The sequence below is a fragment of the Pseudomonas sp. P105 genome, from assembly GCF_032614175.1.
In the GTDB taxonomy this organism is placed as follows: domain Bacteria; phylum Pseudomonadota; class Gammaproteobacteria; order Pseudomonadales; family Pseudomonadaceae; genus Aquipseudomonas; species Aquipseudomonas rhizophila.
The window spans coordinates 4,665,878-4,681,790 of sequence record NZ_CP126693.1; the positions used below are offsets into that span (position 1 = coordinate 4,665,878).

A 15,913-nucleotide genomic window follows, 5' to 3' on the forward strand; every position below is an offset into this window, starting at 1 on the left:
ATTTAATGCTGACGCTCCCCGGAGCGTCATCAAACTGACATCATTCTGTCGTGAAATACAGGACCGGGCGCTCCCTTGAACGGGTGGCGCCCAGTCCTTTTTTTATCGCCAGAGATTGCCATGACCACGACAGAACAGCTGAGTGCCTTGAGTTCAATCCTGGCTCAAAGCGGTTTACACAGCCTGTTCCAACCCATCATTTGCCTTTCCGAACGGCGCATCGTCGGTTATGAAGCCCTGACCCGGGGCCCGTCCAACAGCCCGCTGCACTCGCCCATCGCCCTACTTTCGGTGGCCCGCCAGGCCGGACGCCTCAGTGAGCTGGAACTGGCCTGCCGACGCAGCGCCTGCCAACGTTTCAATGAGCAGAAACTGCCGGGCAAGCTGTTCCTCAACGTCTCGCCCGAATCCCTGCTCGAAGCCGCCCACCAGACCGGACGCACTTTGCAACTGCTGCAAGATTTCGGCATCCCGCCCAGTCAGGTGGTGATCGAACTGACCGAACAAACGCCGATCGACGACTTCCAACTCCTGCAAACCGCCCTGCATCATTATCGGGCCATGGGTTTCTCCATCGCCCTGGACGATCTGGGCGCCGGGTATTCGAGCCTGCGGCTGTGGTCCGAATTGCGCCCCGATTATGTGAAGATCGACCGGCACTTCATCGACGGTATTCACCAGGACGCCCTCAAGCGCGAATTTGTCGGCTCGATCCTGAAAATCGCCCGGGCTTCCCGCGCCCAGGTGATTGCCGAGGGAATCGAACTGCCGGAAGAACTGGCGGTATTGATAGAGATGGGCGTCGACCTGGTTCAGGGTTATCTGCTCGCTCGCCCACAGGAGCAGCCCTCCCGTGACGCCAGGGCGCTGATGCCCCGGCAGGACGCCGGCGCGGTGGCATTGACCGACGAAGTCAACGACCTCGGGGCGCTGCTCAACGAACAACCGGCGGTGGCCCACGACACGCCGACGGCCACCGTGCTGGAGGCGTTTCGACGCCAGGCCAACCTCAACTCCCTGGCGGTACTGGACGATCAGGACCAGCCCTGCGGCATCGTCCATCGTCACTCCCTTTCGGATGCCTTGCTCAAACCCTTCGCCACCGACCTGTTCGCCCGCAAACCCATCAGCCGCCTGATGAGCGATGACTTCCTGGCGGTGGAACTGAACCAATCGTTGCAACAGGTTAGCCGCCTCATCACCAGCCGCGCCCGACAACGCATCGAAGAAGACTTCATCATCACCCTCAACGGCAGTTACCTGGGCTTGGGCCGGGTGATCGACGTGCTCAAGCTCATCACCGAACTGAAAATCCAACAGGCCCGCTACGCCAACCCGCTGACCCTGCTGCCGGGTAACGTGCCGATCCAACAATGCCTGACACGCCTGCTGCAACAACGACAGGAATCAGTGATCTGCTACGTGGACATCGACAGCTTCAAACCCTTCAACGACATCTACGGCTACGGCCGCGGCGATGAAGTCCTGCTGTGCCTGGCCCAATGCCTGAACGAACGCATCGATCCCAGCCGCGACTTCGTCGGTCACATCGGCGGCGACGACTTCCTGCTGGTCCTCGGTCCGGAAGACTGGCGCAAACGCCTGAATCAACTACTGAGCGACTTCCAGACCCACTGCCGCCGCTTCTACCGCCCCGAGCATCTGGAAGCCGGCTGCTTCACCGCGCTGAATCGGCAGGGCGTTCGACAGGAATTTGCCTTGCTGTCGCTGTCGATTGGGGTGGTGCATTTGCGGGCTGAAGCCTGTGGGGAACTGGATGCCAGCCAGTTGGCGGAACTGGCTTCGCAGGCCAAGCATCATGCCAAGGAGATTTTGGGGGGGAGCGTGTACTTGGTTGATGGTTTGGCTGAGCGGGAGGCTGTGGTGGGGTTGGGGTTGTCGGTGTGACGATGGGCTTCCCCGTGGGATTTTGTAGCCACTGGCGAAGCCTGCGACATTTTGATCTTGATCTTGATCTTTCGCTTGAGATTCAACTGTCTGGGGCTTGGCAAGGCCTTTTTTATGAACAAGAGATTTTTAAGTTGAGCCTGTTAACGATATGAAGCAACCATGCTTCACCCGTGTCCCAAGCCTTCCAATAGCTGTAATAACAACTCAACTCTCTCAGTAGATACTCTCTCAACTCCAACTCATTCTTTTTCTTGCTGAGTAGAACATTGAGCTCCTTCTGAACAGCCCTCAGATCCTCAATATCAGACTCTGCTAGAAAAACATCAAGGGCTTGCTCAGCAGTCTCATATTCGACTGTCCAATCTTGGTGAAAATAAGCTCCAAGAAAGTCATGTAGCTCAGGGAAATCTGTATTCATACTTCTGGAAATCCTGTTAGCAAAAAATACCCCATTGGTTTTTGTGGGTCTTTCTTCAAGACCAGTAATACTTTTGATGCTGGCAGATAGTCGGTACGACCATTTAACAAGCTGGTCCCCACTGGCTGGGTGAAAGTATGCCTAATAGTCGTCTTTCCTTTCTTGCCAGCTAAGAATTTTTCGATTCTCTTTTCATTTGCCGCCAATGCCCTCGCTGCTGACAACTCAGCAGTAGGCCGATCAGGGAACGTAGAGGCAGCTGGGATATCTGGCTCTGCCTCCAGTCTCTGGGCTAGCTGGGCATCTGTTCTACCAATATGTTTCTCAATCAAATGTCCGCCTCGAGCCTCATGCGCAGCCAAACCTCCCCCCGGCACAATCTCGCTGAACGGTCCATCAGCTTCGATATCGCCAGGGCACCGACAGGCCAACCCCAACGGATCCACCCACCCCGTCGGGTTCAGGGTGTAGCGATACCCGTTGAGGCCACCCGCCAGTTTGCTCGGGTCAGGTGTCAGGTAGCGGCCGGTTTCCGGATTGTAGTAGCGGTGCCGGTTGTAGTGCAGGCCGCTTTCGGGGTCGAAGTATTGGCCCTGGAAACGCAGCGGTTGTTCCAGCTGTTCGCCGCCGCCGTGGACCAGTTCGGTGGTTTTGCCGTAGCCGCTGTAGCGTGCCGACCAGACGATGGTGCCGCCGTAGTTGGTCAGTTCCTGGGGTGTGCCCAGGTGGTCGAGGTGGTAGTAGAACGGGCAGGCGTTCGGGCCTTTGCCGTCGAGCAGGGCCAGTGGGCGGAAGGTGCCCGGTTCGTAGACGTAGCTGCGGTGGTGGCGCGGGCTGCTTTCGGCGACGACCTGGTCGCCTTGCCAGAAAAATTCCGTGGTCAGGCCGTCCACGGTCTTGCTGATGCGTCGGCCGAAGGCGTCGTAGCGGTAGGACGTTTCGCGCCCGTGCGCCGTGGTGACGCCGATCAGTCGGTGTTGGCTGTCGTAGCGGTATTCGCTGACGAGGCACTGGGCCTTGCCGCGCCGTTCGCGGATCAGGTTGCCGAAGGCGTCGTAGTCGTAGTGCCGGTCGCCCTCCATCAGCAGGCGGTTGCCCTTGAGGTGGGTCGGGCCGGGGCGGTCCTGCATCAGCAGGTTGCCGGCCGGGTCGTGGGCGAAGTGTTCCGGCGGCTCGCTGTGGGAATAGTCGATGCCGATCAGGCGATCCAGCGGGTCGTATTGGTAATGGCGGCGGTTGCGCTTGTCGGAAATGGACTGCAGGTTGCCATTGGCGCTGTAGGCATAATCGCGCCAGAACAGTTGCTGCTGGTTCTGCCACACCGTCTGGGCCTTGAGCCGGCCCTGTTCGTCGTAGTCATACTGGCTGAGCAGCAGGCCTTGGCGGCGCTGGCGTTCGCGCCCGCCGCTGAGCTGGTGTTCGGTGAGGCGCGAGCCGTTCAGGTCGATGGCCGTCAGCGCGCCGCCCCGGGCGTGGTGGTAATCGAGCTGGCTGTTGTCCGGCAGGCGCAGGTGGTTGAGGCGCCCGCAGGCGTCGTAGCGATAACGCAGGGTGCCCCAGCCCTGGTGTTCGCTGATCAGCCGGTCCTGGGCGTCGTATTCGAAGGCCAGCGGGTGATCGGTGCCGTCGTTGACGTGGACCAGCCGGCCCAGCCCGTCGTAGCGGTATTCGATGGCCTGGCCGTCGGGCAAGGTCTTGACCAGCAGCCGCCCGGCCCCGTCGCGCTGGTAGCGGGTGACCCATTGGGCGCCGTCCGCGCCGTGCTCGGTTTTCTCCAGCAGGTGGCCATTGAGGTCGTAGGCGTAGGCGGTGCGTTGGCCGTCAAAGCCGATCTGCTGTCGGATCAATCCGTTCGGCGTGTAGTCCAGCTGATATTTTTCGCCGGATTCGTTTTCGATTTCAGTCAGCAACAGCCGCGCCGAGTCGTAGCGATACTTCAGTTCGCTGCCGTCGGGGTTGAGGCGACGGCTGATCAGGTGCAGGTCGTCGGCGTATTCATAGCGGGTGGTCCGCCCCAGCTCATCGCGCTCGGCGGTGATCTTGCCGTAGGCGTTGTAGTGCCAGGCGCGGGTCGCACCACCCGGCAAGGTGGTTTCGAGCAGGCGGCCCACCGCGTCCCACTGGTAGTGCGTGAGGGCGCCGTGTTCGTCCTGGCGGGTCAGCAAACGCCCCAGGGCGTCGTAGGAAAAACACCGGCGCCCCGTGTCAGGCAGGGTTTCTTCGGTCAGTTGGCCCAGTTGATTGCGGGTAAACCGATGCTCGCTACCGTCGGGGTAACGGATCGCCAGCAATTGTCCTTGGGCGTCGTAGTCATAGCCGGTGCTCTGGCCGTGCGGATCGATGACCTCGATCACATCGCCCTGGGCGTTGCGCCGGTATTGCCACACGGCCTTGCCGCGCGAACGGGCGTGCAGGAAACCGTTGCGGTATTCGTAGGACGTCGGTTCCTCGTCCGGCGGAATCAGCGCCACCAGCCGTCCGGCTTCGTCGTAGCGGTATTCGGTGACGGCGCCCAGCGGGTCCTGTTCGGCGATCAACCGGCCCTGGGGGTCATAGGCCTTGAGGTGCTCGCCGCCATCGGGCTCGACCTTGCGCACCAGCCGTGCCCGCTCGTCGTGGACGTACACTTCCTGACTGCCATCCAGGTGCTGGACCGTGACCTGCCCGTCCTCGCCCCAGGTGTAGCGGCTGTCCATCTGCGCAAACGAGGCCCAGTGCCGCACGCAGCGGGCTGCGCGGCCTGCCCCTTGCCATTCCCAGAAGAAACTCGCGCCGCCGGCCAGTTGCCGTTGCAGGATGACGTGCTGGTCGTCGTAGTCGTAGCGTTCGCTTTCGCCGGCGGCGTTGGTGGCTTCGATCAGTCGCCAGCGGGCGTCGTAGCGGTAAGCCACCAGGGTCTGTTCGGTGCGCCAGGCGTCGTCCAGGGTCAGCGCCGGGTGAAAGCTCTGGTAGTCGATGGCGACCAGATGACGTTGCTCATAACGCAAGCGCAGAGCGCGTCCGGCGCCGTTGTCCAGGTGACTGATGTCGCCGTGGATGTTGCGCTTGATCGTCAGGCGGTTGGCGTAGCGGTCGCTGAGGGCGGTCAGATGGCCGTCGCGAAAGTGTAGGAAAGGCGCGTCTTCGCCCGGCTGGGCGATGATCAGTTCGTCCGGTTCCACTCCGAGGTAAATCGCCGAGCGGGCCAGGCTGTTGTGGATCGCCGGACGTTGCTCGCTGGGCAGCGGAAACGTCGTACGGCGGTTTTCCTGGTCGATCCAGATGACCTGCTCGCCTTCAAGCAACAGGCGATGCGCAAGGGCATGGCTCCAGCCGCGGCCCAGGCCGATGTCCAGGTCCACCGCGCTGGTGCGGTACAAGCGGGTGAAGACAAACGGCAGTCGGCCATCGAGGGTGCCGTCGTCCAGGGTCAGCAGCTCCTCGCCGGTGACCATCGACACCGGGCAGCCGCTGGTCTGGGTCAGGGCCGCGGTGTCGGCGCTGTCACCGTTGGGGTTTTTCGATTGGTTGGGGACGTCGTCGTAGGATTCGTCCTTTTTCAGTGTGGTATTGCGCTGCGCGTCCCAGCGCAGTTGCATCCGGCCCTTCTTCACTCCAGCCGCGATCCCCCGCACCGCCACGGTTTTGTAGCGGTCCACATAGGTGATGAAACCGTTGACCACCGCGAAGATCGCGTTGATGAATCGCTGCGCGGCGCTCAGCAGACGCCCGCCAAACTGGCCTAGACGCATGGCCAGGTAAGCAACACCGGTCCCCGCCCCGGCGAAGGTCAGGACGACGCCGATCAGCAAGTCGATCACCAGTTGCACCACCGCCGTAGCGAGCGCTTCAGCGGTTTCACCGGCAACCTCACTGGGCGGCAGCATCTCCAGCCAGAGGCTGGCGGTGCGCACCAGCAGGCACAACGCCGCTTCGTCGCTGGCCAGCAATTGCAGCCTGGCCATGAGCAACGGCGTTTTTTCCGCCATGGCGCTTAGCTGATCCGCACTTTCGCCCAGCCGGTCTACAAACTCGCCAGGGTTCTTGAGGATGTCCGACAGCAGACTGATGCTGTCCCACACACCCTCAATCGCCGCCCAACTGCCTGCGAGCAAGCCATTGCCCACCGCGGCCGCCGAAGTCGCCAATGATTGCTGCGCCCACTGCGGCTTGAAGCCCTGCCACTGCCCGCGCAGCCACTGCGTCAGATCGTTGTTCAGGCCGTCGTAGGAAGAAAACAGGTCGGCGATTGTCTGGGGGGATACTTTGTCCTGGACGTGAACCCGATAGGACTTACCCGTCGTCCCCTGGAAAGTCCCCAGGCCCTCGGCATTCAGGGTGACGGGCGTGACCTCGCCGCTGTCCACGGCCACCACATCCACCACGATGCCGCCCAGCGGAATGTCGTACACCGACTCCAGTTTGCTCTCGATGGTCATCGGCCCGGCCGAGGGGCACTGGACAACGGTGGAGAGGAAATCATCGTCGCCGATGCTGACAGCGGAGCTGCTGTCACCGAAACGAATCAGCCGCTCCATGCCCATCAGCGAAGGCAGGTCGGCCGCATGGCTGGCGCGGTCCGCCGTCTGGCTGTACCAGCGGTCGAGCTGCTCGCGGTAGAGCGTCAGGGTGTCTTTGAAGCTGTCGAGTTCCTGCTCGATACGGTGCACCTGATCCATCAGGACACGGCTCGATCAGGGGCCGGCAGGGAAAAACGATCGAACATGGGCAGACGTCTCGCAGCACTCAGGGAGCGCGAGACTTTGCCGGGGATACCAGGGGAAATAAGTCAGGTAAAGAGGCGGTGAATGTAGGGCGATTCGCTAAATAGCCCCATACGACAAACGAACGGCCGAAAGGAAAGCGGGTTCAAAAATGCCTGTGGATAAAACTACTGGTCGTAGCCTTCGAGCGCCTTGAGCTTGACCTCCGCCAACGGATGGCCGGCTTTTGCCGCCAAACCCCACCAGCGCGCCGCTTCTATCGGATCCGGCGCCTTGCTGGCGGAACCGGCCAGGCTGATCACACCGACTTGATAGGCAGCCTTGCCATCACCGGCCAGTGCCGCCAGGCGCAACAGGCGAACACCTTCTTCCCGGGCACCCAGGCCCTGGCCGCGGAACGTCAGGATATGCCCATAGAAACTTTGCGCGCCGACGTCCCCCAGGTTCGCCATGCGGGCAAATTGACCTTCCAGCCAGGACCAGCCACGGGGCTGTCGAACAAACCAGGACCAATGAAACAATCGACGCGCCAGCCAGTAACCGGCCCGCGCCTTGATGCGCCAGAGCATTCAGGCCTCCGCTGATTCGGGGTACTCGTATTCGAATACCCGGACCACTTCCGAGGCGTGCCAGGAAGCGGCCGCGACACCATCGGAAGGCCCGGAAAAGCGCCCAAGACGCTCAACGCACTCGAAGAAGCCGGTACGCGGCAACCGGCTTGCCCCCTGGCTGATGACCAACGAACTTCGCAGCGGCTGTTCAGCCCGGGCATCCAGTGCTGCCAAGTGTTCAAGGGCCGCAGTCAAGGTCTGCATGGCCGGGCTGGGAAGCTGCAAACGCTCCAGCAAGGCCCGGTACGTCAACAAATGGCGCTGGCGACGCGCCTGATCCAGTTCACCCAACAACCCATCCCAATGCTGCCGACTGATACGAACACTCACGATTGATCCCTCCAACCCGGCACCGTCAACTCCCAGGCCAAACTGCGCCGAATCGCGGCATCGGGCTGACGCTCGCCACTTTCGATCATGGCCAGATAAGACGGGCTTATACCTACTGTGCGGGCCAACGCCTCAATGGCGATGCCCTTCCCTTCGCGCAAACTGCGTAGTTGATCCAGACCAGGAAGAACCTGGCCGGGTGCCGCCGCATGACGGACTGTGGCTTCCTGCGGCGGAGCTTGATTGATGCCGGCTGCCTTCAATAGCGACTGGTACTGATCCCACGGTAAAACCGCGTATTCGGGCTCTCCGTCGCGTGTGATTATTTGAATATCCATGTCTACCCCGTAGGACAACAACACTTAGCGAGTCAGCTTTTTCCTTGGAAGTGTAATCCTAATAGCGGCTAAGGTCGCGGGGCGATCAATCTCATAAGGCAAACAGAACCGGATCAGTGCTTTTTCTGCCCTTGGAGCTGGAGCTGTTCCGGGGTGTCGGGAAGCCGCTCGACTTGAGCAAGCTTTTCGGGGGATTGCCGATAGCGCCAGGCGCGGAAGGCTTCGAGTTCACTGTCGAGGGTCTTCATGATCCACGCCAGTACGGCGATATCGTCAAACATGCCGAACATGGGCAGGAAATCCGGAATCGCGTCCAGGGGGCTGAGGAAGTACATCAGTCCGGCCACGATCGACAGCAGCGACTTGGCGCTGACGGCCCGATATTCGCCACGCCAGTAGGCCAGGCACAGGGCCTGCAGCAAACGCAGATCCTCCTTGAGCTTGCCTAACCGACCGCCCTCTCGGGCGCCTTTGCTGGCGACGGCAAACAACAACGTCGGCAATCGACCGCGGGCCAGCAGTCGTCCTGCCAGCGGCAGAAAACGCGCAAAATTCCACGGAGCCTTCATGTTTTCTCCCACTGAAATGTTATCCACACAAATTGTGGATAACCTTGTGAACAGAGCTGCATTTACGCGCTGAAGCCCCCGTCAAATAAGGCCCCCAGTCAGATCGGGCGTTTTTTACTCACATAAAAAAACCCAATATTTCATTGACTTGACGGCCCGACTGGGTCTAGCACAGCGTCTGTATTGCCTATGACTATAACCCGCGCCGAGCGTTCGGTTTTTTGCCGTTTACCAACGCCCGGATACGACAACGCCCCGCATAAGCGAGGCGTTGTCGTTATAGCAGCCGCGGTTACTTGGCTGCGTCTTCTTTTGCCGGATCCTTGATCCCCAGCAGTTCCAGGTCAAATACCAGAACCGAATTGGCGGGGATGGCCGGGCTCGGGCTTTGGGCGCCGTAGGCCAGTTCGCTCGGGATGTACAGTTTGTACTTCTCGCCGACATGCATCAGTTGCAGGCCTTCGACCCAACCCGGGATCACACCGCTGACCGGCAGGTCAATCGGGCTGCCACGCTCCACGGAGCTGTCGAACACCTTACCGTCAGTCAACTTACCGGTGTAGTGAACAGTCACGACATCAGTCGGCTTAGGCTGAGGGCCGTCGGCTTTCTTGACCACTTCGTACTGCAGGCCGGAAGCGGTGGTGGTAACACCTTCCTTCTTGCCGTTTTCCTCGAGGAATTTCTTGCCGGCGGCTGCCGACTCTTCGCTCATCTTGGCCATACGCTCTTCGGCACGTTTTTGCAGTGCGGCAAAGGCTTCGACCAGTTCTTCGTCTTTCAGCTTCTGTTCTTTCTTGCCGACGGCATCTTCGATGCCCTGGGCCACTGCTTTGGAGTCCAGGTCATCCATACCTTCCTGAGCCAGGCTTTTGCCCATGTTCAGGCCAATGCCGTAGGAAGCTTTCTGCGCCGGGGTTTTCAGCTCTACGCTGGTCTGCGAGTCACAACCCGCGAGTACCAGGCCAACCAGGGCCACCGCCGCCGCCAACCGATGCTGTTTCATGCTATTTCCTTGTTCATGCGCCAAAAGGGCAATCGAGTAAAGCCGCGAGCTTATCAGGCGGCCACGACCAATGGCTACCGGCATGTGAGCAGCAAAGCACTGATAAGTTCACGGTCCCAAACGCTTTTTAATCCTGGGCGGATGAAGCATCTGTCATCTATTACGTACAGGGACAAATTGCCACTCCCCCGCAGCCCCATCGGTAATGGCCACTTGCCGGCCACGCGGCACTGAGGCATAAGGGCATATCAAAAAAAACAAGGACGTTACTGTGCGCCTGCTATCCCGCCTTCTCTTGTTGCTCCTTGCGCTGCTCGTCATCGCCGTGGCCGTGGTGCTCTATTACGTTGCCAATCCTCGTCTGCCGACCTATACACCGGTGGAACAGGTGCATTATCTGGATCAATGGAGCGCCGCCGAACGCCAGACGTACTATTTCACCCCTCAGGGCACTCAAGTCAAAGGCCTGCGCTACGACTGGTTCACCGCCCTCGAATTGCCGTTCTCGCAACAGCGCTTCGCTTCGCCTGAATACCTGGCTCGATTCGGCTTTCTGGTGGACCCGGCGCAGAAACCCTCGGCGGACAATCCCGGCAATCTGCCCGTAGGTTTCACCCGCCACCAGAATCCGGGCAGCGCCGACCAGTTCCTGGATATCACCTGCGCCGCCTGTCACACCGGTGAGCTGCGCTTCAAGGGCCAGGCGATACGGATCGACGGGGGCTCGGCCCAGCACGTCCTGCCTTCCAGCGTTCCTACATTACGCGGTGGCAGTTTCGGACAAGCATTGGTCGCCAGCCTGGCCTCGACCTACTACAACCCCTGGAAATTCGAACGCTTTGCACGCCAGGTACTGGGGCAGGACTACGACGCCCGCCATGAACAGCTGCGCAAATCATTCAAAGCCTCTCTGGATACGTTCCTGCGTGTGGCCTGGAACGACACTCATCGCGGCCTCTACCCCACCGAAGAAGGACCTGGCCGTACAGATGCCTTCGGACGGATTGCCAATGCCAGCTTCGGCGATGCCATCTCCGACAAGAATTACCGGGTCGCCAACGCACCCGTGGATTACCCGCAATTGTGGGACATATGGACATTCGACTGGGTGCAGTGGAACGGTTCGGCCCAGCAACCGATGGCCCGCAACGTCGGCGAAGCACTGGGTGTCGGCGCCACGTTGAACTTCTTCGACGCCCAGGGCAAACCATTGCAAGGTGATGCGCGATACCCCTCCAGCGTGCGCGTTCGCGATCTGCACAAGATTGAAGAAACCCTGCAGTTGCTCAAGGCCCCGGAGTGGCCTCAGGAACTGCTTGGCCCTATCGATATGCCGTTGGCCGCACAAGGCCGGGCGCTGTTCGTCGAAAACTGTGCCGGCTGCCATGTCCCCAACGTGGTTCAAGGTCCTGACAGGCCCGTCCAGCACCTGAACATGTTGCCGGTGAAGGTGATCGGCACCGATCCGGGTACCGCTAACAACATTGCCGACCACCGTTTCGATCTGACCAGCCTGCAATGGGATCCGGCCGAACTGGCCAAACTGGACGTACAACTGCATCCGACCCCGACGACGCCGCTGGATTTGAGCCAGGTTTCAGTCGCCAAAGGCTTGGCCTACGTTACCGCGTTCGTGGAAGAGCGGGCTTACCGTGACGCGGGCGTCACACCGCTGGAGCGCCCGGCGCTGGACGGTTTTGGCCTGCCCATCGGCGTGCGCGAGCTGCGCGCCTACAAAGCCCGGCCCCTGGCTGGCGTCTGGGCCACGCCGCCCTTCCTGCATAACGGCTCGGTGCCGACGATCTATCAGTTGCTGTCCCCTCAGGACGAACGGGCGATCACCTTCTATAAAGGCAGCTTCGAATACGACCCACGGCACCTGGGCTATCGCACAGAAGCCTTCACGAATGGCTTTTTGTTCGACACCCGGATCACCGGCAACCACAACAGTGGTCATGAGTTTCGCGCTGGTGAGCGGGGTAATGGCGTGATCGGTCGGCTGCTGCTGCCACAGGAACGCTGGGCGTTGCTGGAGTACCTCAAGGTACTGGGCGGGCCGCTGGAGTCGCAACTGTGATGATGAACCCCTCAGGCAAAAGGATTGACCCATGCTGATTACGCTCTGGCTGCGCCTCGGCGCCTTTTTGGGCAAGACGCTCCTGTGGTTGCTGGGCATCGGGCTGCTCGGCTGGGCGCTGGCCACGGCCTGGTTCGCCTGGCAACACAGCGGGCCGGTCTCGGATAAAGAGCAGATTCCACCCGGCGAAGCGGCCATGACCCAGGACATCATCCAGACCGCCATCCGTATCGTCGATCAGCACCGCGAAGGCACGCGCTACCTGCGCGATGCCCATGCCAAAGCCCACGGCTGCGTCATGGCGCAAGTGCAGGTGCCGGACAATCTGCCAGCACCGTTGCGCCAGGGTGTATTTGCCGAGCCGGGGAAGGTCTGGCAAGCGACGATTCGCTTGTCCAACGGCAACGCCTACCCACAGTTCGACAGCCTGCGCGATGCGCGAGGGATGGCGATCAAGCTGCTGGGCGTGCCGGGCAAACAATTGCTGGGGGACCGACAGTCACAAGGTGAACAGGATTTTGTGATGTTCAATCATCCGAACTTCTTCGTCAGCGATGTCGCCGAATATCGTCAGAATGTAGCCGCCCAGGCCGATGGAAAAAAGGCGATGGCGTTCTTTCCGAGCCTGGATCCCCGGAGCTGGCAGATCCGCCACCTGTTCATCGCCCTGGAGACACTTTCACCGGCCCCTGACAGCCCGACCCAGACCACGTATTTTTCGGTATCGCCCTACAAGTTTGGCGAGGCCAACGCGAAATTTCGCGTAGCGCCCGACCCGGATAACTGCCCGAGCTACACCCTGCCCGCACAAAACCAGGCACTGCCGAATTTCTTGCGAAGTGCACTGACGCAACAGTTATCCACAGACCGGATACCGGCGTGTTTTGTCCTGCAGATCCAGCGCCAGGACCCGAGCAAGTTCATGCCGATCGAAGACACCAGTATTGAATGGCGAGAAAGTGACGCACCGTTCGAGACAGTGGCGCGAATCACCGTGCCGGCCCAGGATTTCGATACGCCCAAGCTGAACCTGGCCTGCGACAACCAGTCCTTCAACCCGTGGTTCGGCATTGAGGCCCATCGCCCCATCGGCGGCATCAACCGTTTGCGTAAAGCGGTGTATGAGGCGGTCAGCGATTACCGTCATAGCCGCAATGCCGAGCAGTAAATAACGGAGCGTGGGATTCAATCTTTTTTTTGGGGCTGCTGCGCAGCCCATCGGGGATAAGCGAACAGCCTTGCGCCGTTGCCTCGCCACTTCAACCGTGCTTGGTGTTCACCAGTTCTGCAATCAGAAAATCCTTGAACGCAGAAACCGCCGCCGGCAAATTGCGTCCAGCCATGCTTTGCAGTTCGATGCGCCGTGCCTGCATCCCTTCATCCAGGATTGGCAGGCACTGCAACTGCTTGTCCGCCACCTGTTTGTGCAAGGTCATCTCGCTGGCCAGGCTAATGACGCCTTCCTCGCGGACGAAGCTGTAAAGCGCGGCCACGTAATTAGTGGTCAGTACCGGATCGAACAACAGCCCCTGTACACCACAACAAATGTCGAACAGTTGCCGTATCGTGGTATCAGCCTTGGGCAATGCAATGGGCCAGGGTTGCAACTCGGCGAGGCTGACCGCTTCACGCCCGGCCAAGGGGTGGGAATTGGAAACCACTGCAAAAATCGCCCCGCTCAAGACATGTTCAACCTTGATTTCCTTCTGCGGTGACAGGCTGAAGGTCATCGCCAGATCGGCTTCGCCGGAACGTACTTTTTCAGTCGCTTGCGCAGGCGCGCAAACCTCCAATGTGAAATGGATGCCCTGGTACTCACGCCTGAATGCGCTGATGCTCCTGGGCATGTACTCCAATGCAAAACCTTCCGAGCAGGCGACATGCACATGCCCCCGTTGCAAGCCATGCAGCTCGGTAATTTCCAGCACCACCTGCTCAGCCTCAAGTTGCGACTTGCGCGCATAAGCCGCCAATCGCGTCCCGGCCTCGCTGAGCACCATGCCTCGGGCACGACGCTCAAACAGGCTGGCATCCAGAGCCAACTCAAGCTTGGAAATCTGTCGGCTCACCGCTGACGCCGCAACATTGAGCCGCAGCGAAGCTTCACTGACCGATCCGCACCTGGCTACTTCCAGGAAATAGCGCAATGCCGTGGACTGCACGCCATACAGCTGCATCGGAACCTCCGAGCATTGCCTTTTTGGCAAAGAAAGTATCGAAAGATTGTACTTGTGGCATTGATAGCCTTTCCCTACATTCGTGTCCAGACCAAAAAAAACATCGCCTGAGCTTCTCCTCCTCATTTACCGCATTTGCGATTCGCTGCCCTTTGATTCAACCACTCTCGCCAACGGAGACGACGGCATGGGCATCAAAGGTTTCGCCTGCAGTATCGCGCTGATGGGTTTGATCAACAGCTTTGCGGCTCATGCCGACAAAGCCAACGACACCCTGGTTTACGCTTCCGACAGCGAACCTGAAAACGTCAGCCCCTATCACAACGATCTCCGCGAAGGAGTGATTCTCGGCCGGCTGATCTGGGACAACCTGATCTACCGCGATCCCACCAGCGGCGAATACAAGCCCATGCTGGCCACCGGCTGGAAACAGGTCGACGACACCACCATCGACCTTGAGCTGCGCAAAGGCGTCAAATTTCACAACGGCGACCCCTTCACCGCCGACGACGTGGTGTTCACCCTCAACTACGTGGTGTCGCCCGAAGCGAAAGTCGTGACCGTGCAAAACGTAGACTGGATCAAGAGCGCCGAAAAAACCGGTGACTACAGTGTCCGCCTGTATTTGAAGAAGCCTTTCCCTCCTGCGCTGGAATACCTGTCCAACGCCGTTCCGATGTTCCCCAAGCAATACTTCGAGAAGGTCGGCCTGGCCGAATTCAGTCGCAAGCCAGTGGGCACCGGACCGTATAAAGCCCTGTCGGTGGTGGCCGGCGAAGGCGTGAGCATGGCGATCAACAAGGACTACTTTGCGGACAGCCCACAAGGCAAGCCACATATCGCTCACCTCAAGTTTCGGGTAATCCCGGATGCAGAAACTCGCCTGGCCGAGTTGATGACCGGCGGTGTCGACTGGATCTGGCGCGTCACCTCGGATCAGGCAATCGACCTCAAAGGTATACCGAACCTCACCGTGACCAGCGCCGAAACCATGCGCATCGGTTTCCTGATTCTTGATGCTCGAGGCACCTCCAGCGAAAACTCGCCAATGAAAAACCTCAAGGTGCGTCAAGCGATCAACCATGCAATCAACCGCGAGGCACTGGCGACGCAGTTGGTGGGTGGCGAAGCCAAGCCCTTACAGGTTGCGTGTTATCCACGCCAGTTCGGTTGCGATACCTCTGCGGCCACTGTCTACAACTTTGACCCGGCCAAAGCCCGCGCGCTGCTCGCCGAGGCCGGTTACCCAAATGGCTTCGAGACCGAAATATTCGCTTATCGCGACCGTGATTACGTCGAAGCCATCATCGGTAACCTGCGCGCGGTGGGCATCAACGCCAAGCTGCGCTACTTGAAGTACGCCGCCCTGCGTGATCAGCAACGTGGCGGTAAGGTGCCCATGTCGTTCCAGGCCTGGGGCTCGTTCTCGATCCTCGACACCTCGGCGTCGGCCGGCACCTGGTTCAAGGGCAATCCGGACGACAACATCAAAGACCCGCAAGTCCAAAACTGGTTGCAGAGCGCCGATAACGCCCTCGATCCGCAAGTGCGCAAGGACAACTACCGCAAGGCGTTGCAGCGCATCAGCGAACAGGCGTACTGGGCCCCGCTGTTCAACTACTCGATGAACTACGCCTACACCTCCGAACTGGCATTCACGCCGTATCCGGATGAACTGCCGCGTTTCGTTCAGTCCAGTTGGAAGTAATCCGCAACCGGGCGGATTGAGCGAGCGATTCCGTGGCGCGTGGGCCAGCCCCCCACGGCCACGTC

The 15,913-nt window shown here is 60.0% G+C and carries 12 protein-coding genes; 4 read left to right on the forward strand and 8 right to left on the reverse strand.

The features are described 5' to 3' along the window. Window positions 1–120: 120 nt before the first annotated feature. Window positions 121–1,908 carry a bifunctional diguanylate cyclase/phosphodiesterase gene (locus QOM08_RS20945; RefSeq protein ID WP_316912080.1) on the forward strand — a complete coding sequence of 596 codons (1,788 nt, stop codon included), beginning with the start codon at window positions 121–123 and terminating at the stop codon, window positions 1,906–1,908. A gap of 112 nt (window positions 1,909–2,020) precedes the next feature. Here the strand turns inward: QOM08_RS20945 and QOM08_RS20950 are convergent, their stop codons facing one another. The 7 genes from QOM08_RS20950 to QOM08_RS20980 form a co-directional block, all read right to left on the reverse strand. Then, window positions 2,021–2,329 (reverse strand): contact-dependent growth inhibition system immunity protein, encoded by a 309-nt coding sequence (locus QOM08_RS20950; RefSeq protein ID WP_316912081.1) that lies wholly within the window; start codon window positions 2,327–2,329, stop codon window positions 2,021–2,023. Further along, a complete protein-coding gene (locus QOM08_RS20955; RefSeq protein WP_316912082.1) occupies window positions 2,326–6,987 on the reverse strand; it encodes an RHS repeat protein in 4,662 nt (1,553 codons plus the stop codon). The genes QOM08_RS20950 and QOM08_RS20955 overlap by 4 nt, the downstream gene beginning before the upstream one ends. A 212-nt stretch (window positions 6,988–7,199) precedes the next feature. Then, window positions 7,200–7,601: a hypothetical protein gene (locus QOM08_RS20960; protein ID WP_047230478.1), complete on the reverse strand. Its 402-nt coding sequence runs from the start codon at window positions 7,599–7,601 to the stop codon at window positions 7,200–7,202. Then, complete coding sequence (locus tag QOM08_RS20965; RefSeq protein WP_003179080.1) at window positions 7,602–7,973, reverse strand: hypothetical protein; 372 nt, start codon at window positions 7,971–7,973, stop codon at window positions 7,602–7,604. Then, window positions 7,970–8,311: a helix-turn-helix domain-containing protein gene (locus tag QOM08_RS20970; protein WP_076386572.1), complete on the reverse strand. Its 342-nt coding sequence runs from the start codon at window positions 8,309–8,311 to the stop codon at window positions 7,970–7,972. Before QOM08_RS20970 ends, QOM08_RS20965 begins: the two co-directional genes overlap by 4 nt. A gap of 113 nt (window positions 8,312–8,424) precedes the next feature. After that, a complete protein-coding gene (locus QOM08_RS20975; RefSeq protein ID WP_076383782.1) occupies window positions 8,425–8,880 on the reverse strand; it encodes a YkvA family protein in 456 nt (151 codons plus the stop codon). A 292-nt stretch (window positions 8,881–9,172) separates the two neighbouring features. Beyond that, window positions 9,173–9,886 carry an FKBP-type peptidyl-prolyl cis-trans isomerase gene (locus QOM08_RS20980; RefSeq protein WP_076383781.1) on the reverse strand — a complete coding sequence of 238 codons (714 nt, stop codon included), beginning with the start codon at window positions 9,884–9,886 and terminating at the stop codon, window positions 9,173–9,175. 271 nt (window positions 9,887–10,157) lie between these two features. Between QOM08_RS20980 and QOM08_RS20985 the strand changes: the two genes are divergently transcribed. Further along, window positions 10,158–11,963, forward strand: a complete 1,806-nt coding sequence (locus QOM08_RS20985) for a di-heme-cytochrome C peroxidase (RefSeq protein WP_316912083.1) — start codon at window positions 10,158–10,160, stop codon at window positions 11,961–11,963. Window positions 11,964–11,994: 31 nt separating this feature from the next. Further along, complete coding sequence (locus tag QOM08_RS20990) at window positions 11,995–13,131, forward strand: catalase family protein (protein WP_047230473.1); 1,137 nt, start codon at window positions 11,995–11,997, stop codon at window positions 13,129–13,131. Window positions 13,132–13,222: 91 nt separating this feature from the next. On the opposite strand, the gene QOM08_RS20995 is transcribed toward QOM08_RS20990, so the two are convergent. Then, complete coding sequence (locus tag QOM08_RS20995; protein WP_076383779.1) at window positions 13,223–14,140, reverse strand: LysR substrate-binding domain-containing protein; 918 nt, start codon at window positions 14,138–14,140, stop codon at window positions 13,223–13,225. 187 nt (window positions 14,141–14,327) lie between these two features. On the opposite strand from QOM08_RS20995, the gene QOM08_RS21000 reads away from it, so the two are divergent. Further along, the gene (locus QOM08_RS21000; protein WP_047230471.1) at window positions 14,328–15,848 is read left to right on the forward strand and encodes an ABC transporter substrate-binding protein; all 1,521 of its coding nucleotides are present in this window, start codon (window positions 14,328–14,330) and stop codon (window positions 15,846–15,848) included. Window positions 15,849–15,913: the final 65 nt, after the last annotated feature.